This window comes from Sphingomonas sp. 1F27F7B, assembly GCF_005503355.1.
Classification (GTDB): domain Bacteria; phylum Pseudomonadota; class Alphaproteobacteria; order Sphingomonadales; family Sphingomonadaceae; genus Sphingomonas.
Genome location: NZ_SCMK01000025.1, coordinates 1 through 13,852, shown reverse-complemented (window position 1 = coordinate 13,852; position 13,852 = coordinate 1). Strand labels below are relative to the sequence as shown.

13 protein-coding genes are annotated in these 13,852 nt (G+C 69.6%); 4 read left to right on the top strand and 9 right to left on the bottom strand.

All coding sequences use genetic code 11. The features are described from left to right. Positions 1-42: 42 nt before the first annotated feature. Both FFS08_RS19180 and FFS08_RS19175 read right to left on the bottom strand, forming a co-directional pair. Positions 43-1,221: a glycosyltransferase gene (locus FFS08_RS19180; protein WP_137864091.1), complete on the bottom strand. Its 1,179-nt coding sequence runs from the start codon at positions 1,219-1,221 to the stop codon at positions 43-45. Positions 1,222-1,325: 104 nt separating this feature from the next. Beyond that, positions 1,326-1,688, bottom strand: a complete 363-nt coding sequence (locus FFS08_RS19175; RefSeq protein ID WP_137864092.1) for a glycine zipper 2TM domain-containing protein — start codon at positions 1,686-1,688, stop codon at positions 1,326-1,328. Positions 1,689-1,791: 103 nt separating this feature from the next. Between FFS08_RS19175 and FFS08_RS19170 the strand changes: the two genes are divergently transcribed. Then, positions 1,792-2,229 carry a cupin domain-containing protein gene (locus FFS08_RS19170; RefSeq protein WP_137864093.1) on the top strand — a complete coding sequence of 146 codons (438 nt, stop codon included), beginning with the start codon at positions 1,792-1,794 and terminating at the stop codon, positions 2,227-2,229. Positions 2,230-3,250: 1,021 nt separating this feature from the next. Here FFS08_RS19170 and FFS08_RS19165 read toward each other — a convergent pair. The 5 genes from FFS08_RS19165 to FFS08_RS19145 form a co-directional block, all read right to left on the bottom strand. Continuing rightward, positions 3,251-3,664 carry an OsmC family protein gene (locus FFS08_RS19165; RefSeq protein ID WP_137864094.1) on the bottom strand — a complete coding sequence of 138 codons (414 nt, stop codon included), beginning with the start codon at positions 3,662-3,664 and terminating at the stop codon, positions 3,251-3,253. Between the two features lie 73 nt (positions 3,665-3,737). Beyond that, positions 3,738-4,139: a glycine zipper 2TM domain-containing protein gene (locus FFS08_RS19160; RefSeq protein ID WP_171012719.1), complete on the bottom strand. Its 402-nt coding sequence runs from the start codon at positions 4,137-4,139 to the stop codon at positions 3,738-3,740. 133 nt (positions 4,140-4,272) lie between these two features. After that, on the bottom strand, positions 4,273-4,821 hold the full coding sequence (locus FFS08_RS23635) for a DUF3617 domain-containing protein (protein WP_171012718.1): 549 nt from the start codon (positions 4,819-4,821) through the stop codon (positions 4,273-4,275). A 185-nt stretch (positions 4,822-5,006) separates the two neighbouring features. Beyond that, on the bottom strand, positions 5,007-5,165 hold the full coding sequence (locus tag FFS08_RS23630) for a hypothetical protein (protein WP_164040945.1): 159 nt from the start codon (positions 5,163-5,165) through the stop codon (positions 5,007-5,009). Between the two features lie 300 nt (positions 5,166-5,465). Continuing rightward, positions 5,466-5,678 (bottom strand): cold-shock protein, encoded by a 213-nt coding sequence (locus tag FFS08_RS19145; RefSeq protein WP_137864096.1) that lies wholly within the window; start codon positions 5,676-5,678, stop codon positions 5,466-5,468. A gap of 375 nt (positions 5,679-6,053) precedes the next feature. Between FFS08_RS19145 and FFS08_RS19140 the strand changes: the two genes are divergently transcribed. After that, on the top strand, positions 6,054-6,461 hold the full coding sequence (locus FFS08_RS19140) for a hypothetical protein (RefSeq protein WP_137864097.1): 408 nt from the start codon (positions 6,054-6,056) through the stop codon (positions 6,459-6,461). 42 nt (positions 6,462-6,503) lie between these two features. Here the strand turns inward: FFS08_RS19140 and uvrA are convergent, their stop codons facing one another. Then, positions 6,504-9,455, bottom strand: a complete 2,952-nt coding sequence (gene uvrA, locus FFS08_RS19135; protein ID WP_137864098.1) for an excinuclease ABC subunit UvrA — start codon at positions 9,453-9,455, stop codon at positions 6,504-6,506. A 221-nt stretch (positions 9,456-9,676) separates the two neighbouring features. Between uvrA and FFS08_RS19130 the strand changes: the two genes are divergently transcribed. Beyond that, on the top strand, positions 9,677-11,197 hold the full coding sequence (locus FFS08_RS19130; RefSeq protein ID WP_137864099.1) for a YML083C domain-containing protein: 1,521 nt from the start codon (positions 9,677-9,679) through the stop codon (positions 11,195-11,197). 134 nt (positions 11,198-11,331) lie between these two features. Here FFS08_RS19130 and FFS08_RS19125 read toward each other — a convergent pair whose 3' ends face one another. Further along, on the bottom strand, positions 11,332-11,793 hold the full coding sequence (locus FFS08_RS19125) for a vgr related protein (RefSeq protein WP_137864100.1): 462 nt from the start codon (positions 11,791-11,793) through the stop codon (positions 11,332-11,334). Between the two features lie 358 nt (positions 11,794-12,151). Between FFS08_RS19125 and FFS08_RS19120 the strand changes: the two genes are divergently transcribed. Continuing rightward, positions 12,152-13,744, top strand: a complete 1,593-nt coding sequence (locus FFS08_RS19120) for an ABC-F family ATP-binding cassette domain-containing protein (RefSeq protein WP_137864101.1) — start codon at positions 12,152-12,154, stop codon at positions 13,742-13,744. Positions 13,745-13,852 lie beyond the last annotated feature (108 nt).

The window sequence follows — 13,852 nt, the reverse complement described above, 5'->3', positions numbered from 1 at the left end:
TACGCCCCGGGCACGAACGGCGGGCGGGCCGAAGCGGTTCCCTCAGGCAGCGCGGCGGCGCTCGACGAGGCGCTGGAGAAAGGCGTGGAGGCGGGTGCTGTTGGCCACCCAGGTGAAGGGTGCGGCGATGGCGCGGGTGTCGGCCGCGGCGGGCGGGGCGGCGATCAGCGCGCCCAGCGCCTCGGCAAAGGCGGCGGGAGTGCGGGCGACGATGCGGCCGGCTGCCGGCGCGGTAACCACCTGGCGGGCGCCTCCCACATCGGGGATGACCACCGGTGTGCCGCTCGCCAGCGCCTCCAGCCAGGCATTGGCGAGGCCTTCGCGTTCCGAGGCGAGGGCCATCGCATCGGCTGCGGCAAGCGCGGCGGCGACCCGATCGGGCGGGACGGAGCCGAGCAGCCTGACGCGGTCGCGCAGGCCGAGCCGCTCGATCTGCGCCTCGAGCCGCTTGCGCTCGGGGCCTTCTCCGGCGATCCACAGCGTGACGCCGGGGAGCGTGGCGACGGCGTCGATGACGATCTCGTGCCCCTTGATCGGGATCAGCGCGCCGACCGAAAGGACCAGCGGGCCCTCGACGCCGAGCTCGGCCTTGGCGGCGGCGCCGTCGCGCGGCGCGAAACGGGTCAAGTCGACGCCGGTGGTGATCGTCTCGATCCTTTCGCCCGGAATGCCCATGGCGATCATGTCGGCGCGCAGCGCATCGCTTACCGAGAGTACGCCGTCCGCGGCCCGCCCGGCGGCGATCACCTGGGCCCCGATGTCCTTGCGCCGGCCCCAGTCATGGATGTCCGAGCCGCGCGCCTTGATCGAGACGGGCACGCCGAAACGCTCGCCGAGCAGGATGGCAGCCGGGCCGTCGGGGAAGAAGAACTCGGCGGAGATCACGTCGAAGGGAAACTCCCTCCGTATCTCGCCGAGCAGCGGAGTCAGCGCGGCGGCGAGGGCCCGGGCGTGGAAGCGGCCGCCGGTCCCGGGCAGGTTGCGAAAGCGAGGGCGATGGACCGTCAGCCCGTGCCAGCTTTCGTGCTCCGGCAGGGCAGCGAGGCGGGCATAGCGGCCGAGCCGGGCGAGCGGCCCTGGCGGCAGGCCGCGGGGTGCGACGATGCGTAACTCCACATCCCGCCGCTCCGCCAGCGCGCGCGTCTGGCGCTCGACGAAGATGCCGAAATTGGGGCGCGAGGCATCGGGGAAGAGAGTCGAGAGGACGAGCACGCGGAGCATGGCGCCGCTTATAGCCTGCAAGGGTTAACGGGCCCGTCGCCAAATGGAAACGGTTCGCCCGGCGCGTCCTCCGGGCGAACCGTTCCGTGTCCGTCGCCGGGCGATCAGCGGCAGCGGCGCTTGTTGCCGCTGCGCTCGATCTCGCGACCCGCCACCGCGCCGGCCGCGGCGCCGAGCAGCGTACCGACGGTGCGGTCGCCACGGGTGTCGATCGTGCGGCCGACCAGCGCGCCGGCCACGCCGCCGACGATCAGGCCGGTGGTGCCGTCGGGCTTGCGGCAATAGGTACGGCCGTCACGGCCGCGCCATTCGCGATATTCATAGCGCCTGCGGTCGCGGCGATCCTGGGCATAGGCGCCGTCGGCACCTGGCTTCGCCATCGGCGCGGCATTGGCCGCGACGGGAACCAAGCCGGCAGACGGCACCGCCACGGCGATCACGCCGAGCGCGAGAATAAATTTCCGCATGTTTCACTCCTGATGCACTTTGGGCAAACCGCTTGGCTAACGTTTCGGGTCCGAACTAGTTTCATGAACGGCAGACTACACGCCGTTCATCGGAGGGAAGGAAATGGACGAAGCACGGGCGATCATCGCGCGGCTGGAACTGGCCCCGCACCCCGAGGGCGGCTGGTACCGCGAGACCTGGCGGGCGCCGCCGGGCCCGGACGGGCGCGCCAGGGGCACCGCGATCCATTTCCTGCTCGAGCGGGGCCAGCGCTCGCACTGGCACCGGGTGGATGCCGACGAATGGTGGCTCTGGCACGCGGGCAGCCCGCTCATACTCCATATTGCCGACGCGGCGGACCGCGATCCGGCGACGATCCCGCTTGGCGGCGACGTGACCGCCGGCTATGCGCCCCAGTGCCTGGTCCCGGCGAATCGCTGGCAGGCGACCGAAGCGCCGCACGGATGGGCGCTGGTGAGCTGTATCGTCGTTCCGGGCTTTGATTTCGCCGGGTTCGAATTGGCGCCTCCCAATTGGTCACCACGCAATAATATTGCCTAGTTGTCCACGTTATCCACAGTCTTCACAAGTTTGCAGGGGCATTTCGCGCTTTGCGCGACTCGGGTTCGATGACACCATCATAACTGTAAGCGGAACGGTCCGGCGGCGGGAAACCAAAGCAAGATCAGAAGCTTACACGGGCCGGAAACGGTGCAGGTGCCTTCGGGAAACCGCATTCGGTTACGGTTCGGGGATGCGAGGCCCCGGAAGTTGCGAAGCCGAAGTGCCGCCCAGGCGCTGCCGAGGTTTCGAGGGACGCCGGAGCACGGTTCGAACGGAAGCGGAAGACGTTGCGCAAGCGCGGCCGGAAGCGGAAGGACGAAACGGAAAGGGACGGAACCCTGGTTCGCGGGAGCGGGTGCGCAAGCACCAGGCTTCGGGAGCGAAGGAACGGCCCGCCGGGAGACTGGCCAGCCGGACGCGCCGCGCAAGCGATGCGGAAGGATCTGGAGGGATCGAGCGGAGAGAAGCATCCAGCAAGGCTTCCGATTTCCGGCCCCCGGCCGGCGAGACGAAGCGGGCCGCCGAGGCTGGTAACCGCAACTCCCCTTCGGGGTGAGTGGACAACGGCCAGCCTCGACGACCGACCCAAGGTTCGCATGCCCTTGCCGGCGCGAACTGCGGATGCCGCCGAAACCATGCCGACGGTCCGTCCGGATCCACGGCAGCAGTCCGGCGACACGGGGCCTGGCAGCAATGCCGGGCCCCTTTTGCGTTGCGCGGCGCCGCCAGGGCGGGTGCGGAACCTGGGTCGGGACACATTCAGCGGAGTCCGTCATCCCCGCCTGCGCGGGGACGACGAAAGAAATTGAGATATGGACCGGGGTTTGCCGCCAGTTCGAGAACTCAAGCACCTGTCCGCAGCCCGGCGCATGTCCCGCGTGCTCCGTTTCGCGGCGGGCCATCCCGGCTCCCGTCAAGCGAGCGGGCGCGACTGCGCATCCCGCCGCCACGGCACCGGCAAAGCAGGCGAAACCCTATATTGCAAGCACCGGGGCAGGCACCGAGGTGGCCGCGGCGATCAGAGCAGGGTCGCGTCGAGGCTGCTCTCGGCCTTGAGCAGCTTGGAGACCGGGCAATTGGCATGGGCGCCGGCCGCCAGCGCTTCGAACTGTGCCTGGGCCAGGCCGGGGACGCTGGCGGTCAGCGTCAGGTCCGAGCGCGTGATGGTGAAACCGTCGCCATCCTGCTCGAGCTTCACCGCGGCGCGCGTCTCCAGCGAGCCCTCGCTGAAACCGGCTCGGGCCAGGGCGAAGCTCAGCGCCATGGTGAAGCAGCCGGCATGGGCGGCGTCGGGGTTGGTGCCGGGCTCGTCGGCGAAGCGGGTGTTGAAGCCGTAGAACTGGTCGGTCAGCACGCCCGACTGGGTGGTGATATGGCCTTTGCCTTCCTTGCCGAAGCCTTGATAGCGGGCCGTCGCGGTACGGGTCGTCATATTCTGGTTCTCCCTTCTTGCCGGGCCCCGATCTAGGGAATCCGGAGCCCGGCTTGAAGAGCGACCGCGCGGACTAGCGGCAGCGCGTCTCGCCCTTGTCGACCGAGCTGCCGACCGCGCCGCCCGCCGCCGCGCCGAGCAGGGCGCCGAGCAGTTCCGACCCGCCCGGAGCGATCGCCGCACCGAGCAGGCCCCCGGCCACGCCGCCGACCACCAGGCCGGTGGTGCCGTCCGACCGGCGGCAATAATAGCGGCCGTCCTGGCCCCGATAGATCCGGTCGTCGCGGCCCAGCCGATGCTCGCGATAGCCGCGGCCCTCCCGATAATAGCGATCGGCATAATAGCCGCCATAGGAAGGATCGGGGCGGTTATAATCATAGTCGCGATAGCCATAGCCGCCGCCGGGCCGCGTGTCGTAATCGGTGCAGCCGGCGAGCGCCGTAGACGCCGCCAGGCCGAGGATCAGGATGCGCATCTGTCTCTCCTCCGTGAACCCGCTCGCCAGGGGGAATGCACGGGGGGCGGAAAAGGTTTCGCCTCCATCACGAATTTGACGGCATCACGAAATTGGCGGGCGGGGCAGGCGTCGCGCCGCCCCGCCGCCCGGATCAGCTTTTCTCCTTGCCGGTGCAGGCGCCGGCACGTTTCGCGTCGATGGTCATCGCCATGGTGCCGGCCTGGCCCCCGGTAGACGTCACTTCGGTGTGATAGGAGTCGGGCGAATAATTGCCCCTGATCGTCATGTCGCGCTTCTGGCCCGCGGCTTCGCACGTCATCTTCGCGTCGATCGTGCCGCCGGCCATGGTGAAGTGATCGTAGCGGCAGCTCTTGTCGCCGCCGAACATGCCGGCCTTGGGCGACTTGACGTCGGCCTGGGTCACGCAGCTGGCGAACTCCTGGCCCTTCATCATCTTGTCCTTCATCGCCTTCGCCATTTCGGGCGGCATCTTGTCCATGCCCGGCATGTCGAGATTGGTGATGGTGACCTTGCCGTCCCAATGGCCCGGCGAGATGAAGCTGCCGGCCCCCTGGGCCGCGGCAACCTTGTTCGAGACTTCCTCGACCGAGGCATTCTCGACCGTGACCGTGGGCCCGGAATTGCAGGCCGCGGCAGCCAGCGTCAGCGACAGCGGCAACAGAATCACGAAGCGCTTCATGGACATCCCCTTCATTGGTGGAACATGCCCCGCCCCGCGCGGAGCATAGTCCGCAACAGGACGGCAGCGAAACCACCGGCGCAAACGGCTGGTCGCGGCAGGATACCGGACGGCCGGATGCGGCAGGGACGGAAAGAGGGAAAGCGGGGCCAGGCCGCAAGCCGGCCCCGGAAAAGCGCCGGCCCTTAGCCGAGCACCTCGATCGCCGCGGCGCGGGCAATGGCGCGCTGACGCTGGCTGGTCTCGAGGGGGAAGAGGCGGCGGTGCGGCGGAACGAAGGCCTCGAAGGGCCGGCTGGCGCCGCGGGTAATCTGGGTTTCGTGTATTCGATTGAAAAAGTTCATGTAGTTTCCTGTATTGTTGACTGGATGGCCGGACTGGCCGCCTCTCGTGCAATGCGCGAGCGGACGGTCCGTTCCTGGCGGACGGCCATTTCGAGCCATGCCGCCTCTGCTCGCAGCCGCTGTTCGCGGACATTTTCGAGCGAAGTGGCATCGGCCTCGGCACGGCATTTCGCCGCCTGAGCCCGGAAATCGGGTTGGTTTGCCACGGATGCGTTCTCCAAAAGAGGACGTTGGAGTGGCGGCGCCCCCATCGGGGAGCGGAAGACGCCGCCAGCGGCCAAGGCCGCCTGTCGGAGTCTGTTATTCGGCCGGCGACAGATTGGCAGCCGACGGGCGGCCGCGCTTGTCGTTCTCCAGGTCGTAGCTCACGCGCTGGTTCTGGCTGAGCGTGCCCATGCCCGAACGCTCGACTGCGGAAATATGGACGAAATGATCGTCCTTGCCGCCATCGGGCGAGATGAAGCCGAAGCCCTTCGTCGCATCGAAGAACTTGACGGTGCCGGTATATGTCATGCGGGTTCCTTTCTTCCCGTATCGGCCGCTCAGTGCGAGCGGACCTCGCGCTGCAAGGGGCAGATGGAAGGAAAAGGGGCCGCAAAGCGCCGAAAACCGTCGAAATGCGACTGTAGCGTACAGTATGTGGGGAGCGGGCGTCGAAAGTGCAAGCCCCGTCACGAGGGCACCGCTTCCGCGACGGTCGCGTGGGCGGGGTCGATCTTCGCGCTCGGCGTCGCCGTCGATCGACGTCCGTGCTGCGTCGTCCCGTTCACGGTCATCCCTCCCCTCCCCCCTCCCCGCCGGAGCGTGATCGCCGTCACGCGGGATGGCGCCGGCGGGCGCTATTCCGGGGGGCGGGAGGACCTGGTCCTCCGCTTAGGGAGAAGAAAGATGAGCTACAGGATCGCATTGGCCGCTGCTGCGGCTGCCCTGCTCGCGCCGTTCGGGGCCCAGGCGCAGGAGACGCTCGCCGCCAGGGAGCTGACGCGCGACGCGCTGCCGGCCAACCCGGATACCGCCCGGATCGAGATCGCCCGCACGGACCTCGCCGGCGCGATCGGCACCTGGAGCGGCGTGCGCAACTGCGGCGACGCGGCGCGCGTCACCGGGCTGATGCAGGCGGCATTCGACCGCTGGATCGGCCAGCAGGTCCAGGCGCGGCCGGGCAAGCTGCTGATTACCTATGGCTGGGAATCGAGCAGCTGGTCGTACCGCAACGGCAGGAAGCCCTGGCCCAGCAACGCGCGATACTGCCGGGGCAGCTTCGGCAGCGCCAAGGCCTATGCGCGCTTCTATTGAAGGGGAGGAGAGGGGCCCGCGCCCCTCTCCCCGCGGATCGGTTCATTCCGCCGCGACGGGCTCCTTGGCCTTTTGCTTCAGCAGCGGCGCCAGATATTTGCCCGTATAGCTGCGCGGCTCCTTGACCACTTCCTCGGGCGTGCCCTGGGCGACGATCTCGCCGCCCTTGACGCCGCCCTCGGGGCCGAGGTCCAGGATCCAGTCGGCAGTCTTGATGACGTCGAGATTATGCTCGATCACCACCACGGTATTGCCCTGCTCGACCAGCGCGTGGAGCACTTCCAGCAGCTTGCGGACGTCCTCGAAATGCAGGCCGGTCGTCGGCTCGTCGAGGATGTAGAGCGTGTTGCCGGTGGCCCTTCGCGCCAGTTCCTTCGCCAATTTCACCCGCTGCGCCTCGCCGCCCGAAAGCGTCGTCGCCTGCTGGCCGACCTTGACATACCCCAGCCCGACTTCGGCCAGCATCGCCATCTTGTCGCGGATCGGCGGGACCGCCTTGAAGAACTCGACCGCGTCCTCAACCGTCATGTCGAGCACGTCGGCGATGCTCTGGCCCTTGAACTTCACTTCCAGCGTCTCGCGGTTGTAGCGCGCGCCGTGGCAGACGTCGCAGGTGACATAGACGTCGGGCAGGAAGTGCATTTCGATCTTGAGCACGCCGTCGCCCTGGCACGCCTCGCAACGGCCGCCCTTGACGTTGAAGCTGAAGCGGCCCGGCTTGTAACCGCGCGCCTGCGCCTCGGGCAGACCGGCGAACCAGTCGCGGATGCTGGTGAAGGCGCCCGTATAGGTGGCCGGGTTCGAGCGCGGCGTGCGGCCGATCGGCGACTGGTCGATGTCGATCACCTTGTCCAGGTGCTGGAGGCCGGTGATCCGGTCGTGCTTGCCGGCGAGCAGGCGGGCGCCGTTCAGCTGGCGCGCGGCGGCGGCATAGAGCGTGTCGATCGTGAAGCTCGACTTGCCCGAGCCCGAGACGCCGGTGATGCACGTGAAGGTGCCGAGCGGGATCGACGCGGTGACGCCGCGGAGGTTGTTGGCGGTGGCGTTCTCGACGGTGAGCTTCTTGCCGGTGCCTTTGCGGCGCTTGGCCGGGACGGGGACTTCGCGGGTGCCGTTGAGATAGTCGGCGGTCACCGAGCCCGTGCTTGCGAGGATCTCGTCCAGCGTGCCGCGCGCGACGATCTCGCCGCCATGGACGCCGGCGCCGGGTCCCATGTCGAGGATATAGTCGGCGGTGCGGATCGCATCCTCGTCATGCTCGACCACCAGCACGGTGTTGCCGAGGTCGCGCAGCCGCTTGAGCGTGGCGAGCAGCATGTCGTTGTCGCGCTGGTGAAGGCCGATCGACGGCTCGTCGAGCACGTAGAGGACACCTGAGAGTCCCGAGCCGATCTGGCTGGCGAGGCGGATGCGCTGGCTCTCGCCGCCCGAAAGCGTGCCCGAAGTGCGGTCGAGGTTGAGATAGTCGAGCCCGACATTGTTGAGGAAGCCGAGCCGCTCGTCGATCTCCTTGAGGATCGCGCGGGCGATCTCCCTCTGCTGCGGGGTGAGCGTGTCGGGCAGCTTCTGGAACCAGCCGAGCGCGTCGACCACCGAGAGGCGCGTGGCGTGGCTGATGTCCTCGCCGGCGATCTTGACCGCCAGCGCCTCGGGCTTGAGGCGGGCGCCGCCACAGGTCTCGCACGGGTGCGCCGCCTGGTACTTGGCCAGTTCCTCGCGCATCCAGGCGGATTCGGTCTGCAGCATGCGGCGGTTGAGGTTGCCGATCACGCCTTCGAACGGCTTCTTCACGTCGTAGCTCTTCTTGCCGTCGACGAAGGTGAGCGTGACCGGCTTGCCGCCGGTGCCGTGGAGGATGATCAGCCGGACCTCGCCGGGCAGGTCGCGCCAGGGCGTGTCGAGGCTGAAGCCGAACTCGCGGGCGAGGCTGCCCAGCACCTGCATGTAATAGGGGCTGGGCGGGTTGGACTTGGCCCAGGGGACGACTGCGCCCTTCTTGAGGCTGAGATCGTGATTGGGGACGACCAGGTCCTCGTCGAACACCAGTTTCTCGCCCAGGCCGTCACAGGCCGGGCAGGCGCCCTGGGGCGCGTTGAACGAGAAGAGGCGGGGCTCGATCTCGGGGATGGTGAAGCCGGAGACGGGGCAGGCGAACTTCTCGGAGAAGACGATGCGATTGTCCGGGATGCCGGCGCCCTTGAGGCTGCCGCCGGTGGCGTTGAACTCGGCGCGGGCTTCCTGGACGCGGGCACCCGTCACTTCGGCGACGCTGGCGTCCACCAGATCCACATAGGCCAGCCCCTCGGCGAGCTTGAGCGCGGTCTCGAAGCTCTCCGCCAGGCGCGTACCGATGCTGTCCGACACGACGAGGCGGTCGACCACCACTTCGATGTCGTGCTTGTACTTCTTGTCGAGCGCCGGGGCTTCCTCGATCAGATAGGTCTCGCCGTCGATGCGGACGCGCTGGAAGCCGGCGCGCTGCCATTCGGCGAGTTCCTTGCGATACTCGCCCTTGCGGCCGCGCACGACCGGGGCGAGGAGGAGCAGGCGCGTGCCCTCGGGCAGGGCGAGGACGCGATCGACCATCTGCGATACGGTCTGCGCCGAGATCGGCAGGCCGGTGGCCGGCGAATAGGGCACGCCGACGCGCGCCCAGAGCAGGCGCATGTAATCATAGATCTCGGTGACCGTGGCGACCGTCGAACGCGGATTGCGCGAAGTCGTCTTCTGCTCGATCGAGATTGCGGGGCTGAGACCCTCGATATGCTCGACATCGGGCTTCTGCATCAGCTCGAGGAACTGACGGGCATAGGCGCTCAGCGACTCGACATAGCGGCGCTGTCCCTCGGCATAGATGGTATCGAAGGCGAGGCTCGACTTGCCCGAGCCCGACAGGCCGGTGATCACCGTGAGCGTGTCGCGCGGGATGTCGACGTCCACGCCCTTGAGATTGTGCTCACGCGCGCCGCGGACGGAGATGGTGGTAAGTGCCATGCCGGGGTTCTAGCTTTGTTCTTATGGGGTTTCCAGTGCGGATGTAGGAACGCCGGACAGAAGTTGCCAGTTGCCAGTTGCCAGTTGCCGCGGCCGACGGGCCTGCGGGTGAATGGGGAAGGGATCGCGGTCGTCTTCCTTTCTCGAAGCTGCATATGCATTTCACACGCCGTTCAGCGGCGCAGGCGGAAGCTCATGGCGGGATACAGGAGGGAAGGGCGATGCGGTTCGAAAGGATGATCCGGCTGACGATGCTGGCCGGGGCGGCACTGGCGCTGCCCGGAATGACGGTGGCGGCGCCGGCGGGAATGGGCCAGTCCGCGCCGCAATCGCCGGAAGACTATCAATGGATCGACCAGGCGGATGCGCTGTGGGACGCGATCGGCGACGCGCCGCCTGACTTCGCCTTCGCCTTCGAGGGGCGGGAGCCCTGGGCGTGGCAGACGACCGACGGCTACACGATCATCGTGGAGGATGCGGGCACGGGCGGCATCCGCAGCTATTATTTCTCGCCGGGCGCGTCGGGGCCGTTCCTCGCGGTGGAGCCGGGGATGAGCTTCGCCTATGTGCGCGGACGGCTTGCGATGGTCTATGACGCCGATGGCGAGGCGGCGCCGCGTGCCGAGTTCGGCGACTATGACGATGCGGCCGGAAGCCTCTATGCGCGCGCCGTGCGGCTGCGCGAGGCGCTGGCGGGGCGCGACTATCGCCCGGTGGATACCGACGCCTGGATCGATACCAGCCCCTATCTCCTCAGCTTCATCCAGGTCTGGGACAGCGGACGCAGCCGCTATTCGGGCTGGACCCGCTATCATGATCGCGGCGACGCCGCGGCTTGGCGCCGTCGCTTCGAGGCGGAGCAACGCCGCCGCCGCGGAGACGCGGAGCGCTTCCGCCACTGGCGCGAGGGGGGCTTTCAGGGACCGCCACCGGGCCGTTTCCATCCGCCGGGCCGCGGATCGCATCAACCGGGCCAGCCGGGGACCGGACGCCCGCCGCAGCCGGGCTGGGGCTGGTCCCGGCGACCGGACGGTGGCCGCCCGCCCCAGCCGGGCCAGCCGGTGCGCCCCGGTGCGCCGGGGACGAGCCCGCCGCCGCGCCCGGGCATGCCGATCGCGGAGCCCGGCGGCGCCTCGGGGCCGGTCCGCCCGCCGATGACGCGCCCCTGGGCCGGCGGACCGGACGGTCCGCGCTCGCCCGGCTGGCGCCGTGCGCGGCCCGACCTGCCGGTGTCGCCCGGGGCGGAACCGGGCGCGGGCAACCCGCCGGATTCCGGTTCGCGCCCACCGCGCCCGGGCACCGGTACCGGCTGGCAGCGCCCGACACCGCCGCCGCCCGTGGTGGCGCCGCCGGCGACGACGCCGTCGCCCGCGCCGGTCCCGCCGCCCGCTGCGGTGGAGAATCCGCCCGTTCCGCCAAGATGGTCGCGTCCGCCGCGCCCGGAGGGTGGCTGGAACCGTCCGCGGCCGCCTGTCGTCGGGGACGGCGCGATGCCTGCGCCGCCGCGTCCGCCGCGCCCGGAGGGTGGCTGGAACCGCCCGCGGCCGCCTGTCGCCGGGGATGGCGCGATGCCCACGCCGCCGCGTCCGCCACGGCCGGAGGGTGGGTGGCAGCGGCCCACGCCGCCAGCGCCCGGCAGCGCGCCGCCGCCGCGGCCCAGCTACACGCCGCCGCCGGCCCCGCGCCCGGCTCCGCCACCGCGCGAGCCCAAGATCTCGTCCGAAGAGCCCGCGCCGTCATAGGTCGGCCTATCGTCGCCACATCTTGGGTTGAGAACCCGAACGAGCCTCTGATTTCCCCCGGTCACCCCGGTTCAAGGCCGGGGTGACCCGCCACTTGCGCAGGCCTTCCTCCCCGATCGCAAATGCCGATTGCCCTAGGCGGTGCGGAAGGGCAGCAGCGCCGTGTAGCTGGCGAGCGGCGCGGCGCCGGGCAGATCGATGCCCCGCCGGAGCAGGAAGGCGTGGCGAACGATCTCGGCCTGCTGCTCGATGCCATAGCGTTCGAACGGCCGGCCGGGCTCGAGCGTATAGCCATAGCGGCAGAAGGGATGGCGACGCAGCGGCAGGAACAGGCCTTGCTGGTGCTGCCAGACATGGACGAGCTCGTGGACGAACAGCCCCTGCAGCGCGAGCGGGGCGGTGGCGAAGTCCTCATGGTAGAGACCCGAGGCGGGGTTGAAATGGATCGTGCCGAGCGGCGCCATGGTGGTGTTGCGCGGCTGGAAGAACGCCCATTTGCGATTGGCGACGAAGGCGCGGCCCGGATCGAGCGCGTCGCCGAACACCGAGCGGGCGAGTTCGGCTTCGCCGGCGGTCAGGGGACGGGGCGCGGTCATGGTGGAAAGATGGCCATGCCGGGGGCATTTGTCACTGGCGAGCGGGCGGCGGGGGATGGAGTGCGGCGCGCGCCGGCTTCCCCGGATCGCCTTGTTCGCCGCACCCACCATGGACATCCTCGCCTCTGGGAAACGCCCTGCGGCGACGTCGGTGGCGATCGTCGCCGCAAATGGCAGGTGCCGCTGCGCATTACGATCCGGCGCGTCTGGACGGGACGTCGAACGGGAGGGAGCGACGCTTGCCATTCCCGCTTCGCGCCGCCAGATAGCGCGTCGAATATCGCCAGGGAGTAAGCCGCCATGCGCCAGGAACCGACCATCGCTCGCCCGATCGTCTCGTCCTGCCCGCAGGTGTCGCATGTCTTGCTTCGTAACTCTGGATTCGCTTTCCGCCGTCACGCCTGAAGGCCGGCTGCTCTTCGATGACCTGACGCTGGCGCTGGGGCGGGAGCGCACCGGGCTGGTGGGCCGCAACGGCTCGGGCAAGTCGACTTTGCTGCGTATCGTCGCGGGCGAAGCGGCGCCTCTGGGCGGAAACCTGATGCGCTCGGCCTCGGTGGGCGTGCTGCGCCAGGAATGGCCGGGCGACTGGCGCGTCGGCGACGTGCTCGGCGTGCGCGCCGGGCTCGCGCGGCTGGCGCGGGTGCTGGCGGGCGAGGGCGACGCGGAGGATCTCGCCGAGGCCGACTGGACATTGGCGGAGCGCGTCGGCGCGGCGCTGGCCGAGGCGGGGCTGGGCGCGATTGCGCTCGACCGGCGCGTGGCGACGCTTTCGGGCGGCGAGCGGACGAGAGCAGGGATCGCCCGGCTGCGGATCGATGCACCCGACCTGCTGCTGCTCGACGAGCCGACCAACAATCTCGATGCCGAGGGGCGCGCGGCGGTGACGGCGCTGGTGCACGGGTGGCGCGGCGGGGTGCTGGTGGCCAGCCATGACCGGGCATTGCTCGAGCATATGGACCGGATCGTCGAGCTGACTCCGATGGGGGTGCGGGCGTTCGGCGGCGGCTGGTCGGCCTTCGCGGCGGCGCGCGCGGCGGAGCGGGCGCGGGCGGCGGCCGAGGTTGAGCGCGCGGGCGATGCGCTGCGCGGCGCCGAGGCCGGGGCGCAGCGGGTACAGGAACGCCAGGCGCGGCGCGACCGGGCGGGCCGCGTCTATGCGGCGAGTGGATCGGCGCCGAAGATCCTGCTCGGCCGGCAGAAGGAACGGGCGGAGAATTCGGCGGCGCGCGGCATGGGCCTGGGCGAGCGGCTGGTCGGCGATGCGGCGGCGCGGCTGGCGGCGGCGCGCGAGGCGGTGGAGGTGATCACGCCGCTCACGATCGCGCTGCCGGCGACCGGGTTGCCCGCCAATCGCTGGCTGCTGGCGTTCGAGGATGCGGGGCTGGTGCGGGGCGAGCGGGTGTTCGGGCCGTGGCGCTTCGAGATTGTCGGGCCCGAGCGCGTGGCGGTGACCGGGCCAAATGGCGCGGGCAAGACGAGCCTGTTGCGGATGGCGGCGGGACAATCGGCGCCGGATCGCGGCACGGTGCGGCGGGCCGAGGGGCGGGTGGCGATGCTCGACCAGCATGTCGGGCTGCTCGATCCTGAGGCGTCGGTGCTGGAGAATTTCCGGCGGCTGCATGCCGGCGCCACCGAGCGCGAGGCCCATGCGGCCTGCGCGCGCTTCGCGTTCCGCAACCGGGATGCGCTCAAGCGGGTCCGCGACCTGAGCGGCGGCGAAAGGCTGCGCGCGGGGCTGGCCTGCGTGCTCGGCGGCGAGACCGTGCCGCAATTGCTGCTGCTCGACGAGCCGACCAACCATCTCGACATGGAATCGATCGAAGTGCTGGAGGCGGCGCTCGCCGGCTATGACGGCGCGCTGCTGGTGGTGAGCCACGACCGTGCGTTCCTGGAGGCGATCGCGGTGGGGCGGGAGATCGGAGTGGGCTCCGCGGGGGCAGTGCCCTAGGGTCAGGACCCATTGATGTGAGAGGTGCGATCTGATTCAGGCTCCGCAAGGAGACTGACTGTGAGCAACCTGTACTGGCTGACGGACGAGCAAATGGCGCGGCTCGCG

What these genes read in the sequence shown, in the direction of transcription:
- FFS08_RS19180 (WP_137864091.1), bottom strand. Translation starts at nt 1,221, where the DNA reads ATGCTCCGCGTGCTCGTCCTCTCGACTCTCTTCCCCGATGCCTCGCGC.
- FFS08_RS19175 (WP_137864092.1), bottom strand. Translation starts at nt 1,688, where the DNA reads ATGCGGAAATTTATTCTCGCGCTCGGCGTGATCGCCGTGGCGGTGCCG.
- FFS08_RS19170 (WP_137864093.1), top strand. Translation starts at nt 1,792, where the DNA reads ATGGACGAAGCACGGGCGATCATCGCGCGGCTGGAACTGGCCCCGCAC.
- FFS08_RS19165 (WP_137864094.1), bottom strand. Translation starts at nt 3,664, where the DNA reads ATGACGACCCGTACCGCGACGGCCCGCTATCAAGGCTTCGGCAAGGAA.
- FFS08_RS19160 (WP_171012719.1), bottom strand. Translation starts at nt 4,139, where the DNA reads ATGCGCATCCTGATCCTCGGCCTGGCGGCGTCTACGGCGCTCGCCGGC.
- FFS08_RS23635 (WP_171012718.1), bottom strand. Translation starts at nt 4,821, where the DNA reads ATGAAGCGCTTCGTGATTCTGTTGCCGCTGTCGCTGACGCTGGCTGCC.
- FFS08_RS23630 (WP_164040945.1), bottom strand. Translation starts at nt 5,165, where the DNA reads ATGAACTTTTTCAATCGAATACACGAAACCCAGATTACCCGCGGCGCC.
- FFS08_RS19145 (WP_137864096.1), bottom strand. Translation starts at nt 5,678, where the DNA reads ATGACATATACCGGCACCGTCAAGTTCTTCGATGCGACGAAGGGCTTC.
- FFS08_RS19140 (WP_137864097.1), top strand. Translation starts at nt 6,054, where the DNA reads ATGAGCTACAGGATCGCATTGGCCGCTGCTGCGGCTGCCCTGCTCGCG.
- uvrA (WP_137864098.1), bottom strand. Translation starts at nt 9,455, where the DNA reads ATGGCACTTACCACCATCTCCGTCCGCGGCGCGCGTGAGCACAATCTC.
- FFS08_RS19130 (WP_137864099.1), top strand. Translation starts at nt 9,677, where the DNA reads ATGCGGTTCGAAAGGATGATCCGGCTGACGATGCTGGCCGGGGCGGCA.
- FFS08_RS19125 (WP_137864100.1), bottom strand. Translation starts at nt 11,793, where the DNA reads ATGACCGCGCCCCGTCCCCTGACCGCCGGCGAAGCCGAACTCGCCCGC.
- FFS08_RS19120 (WP_137864101.1), top strand. Translation starts at nt 12,152, where the DNA reads ATGTCTTGCTTCGTAACTCTGGATTCGCTTTCCGCCGTCACGCCTGAA.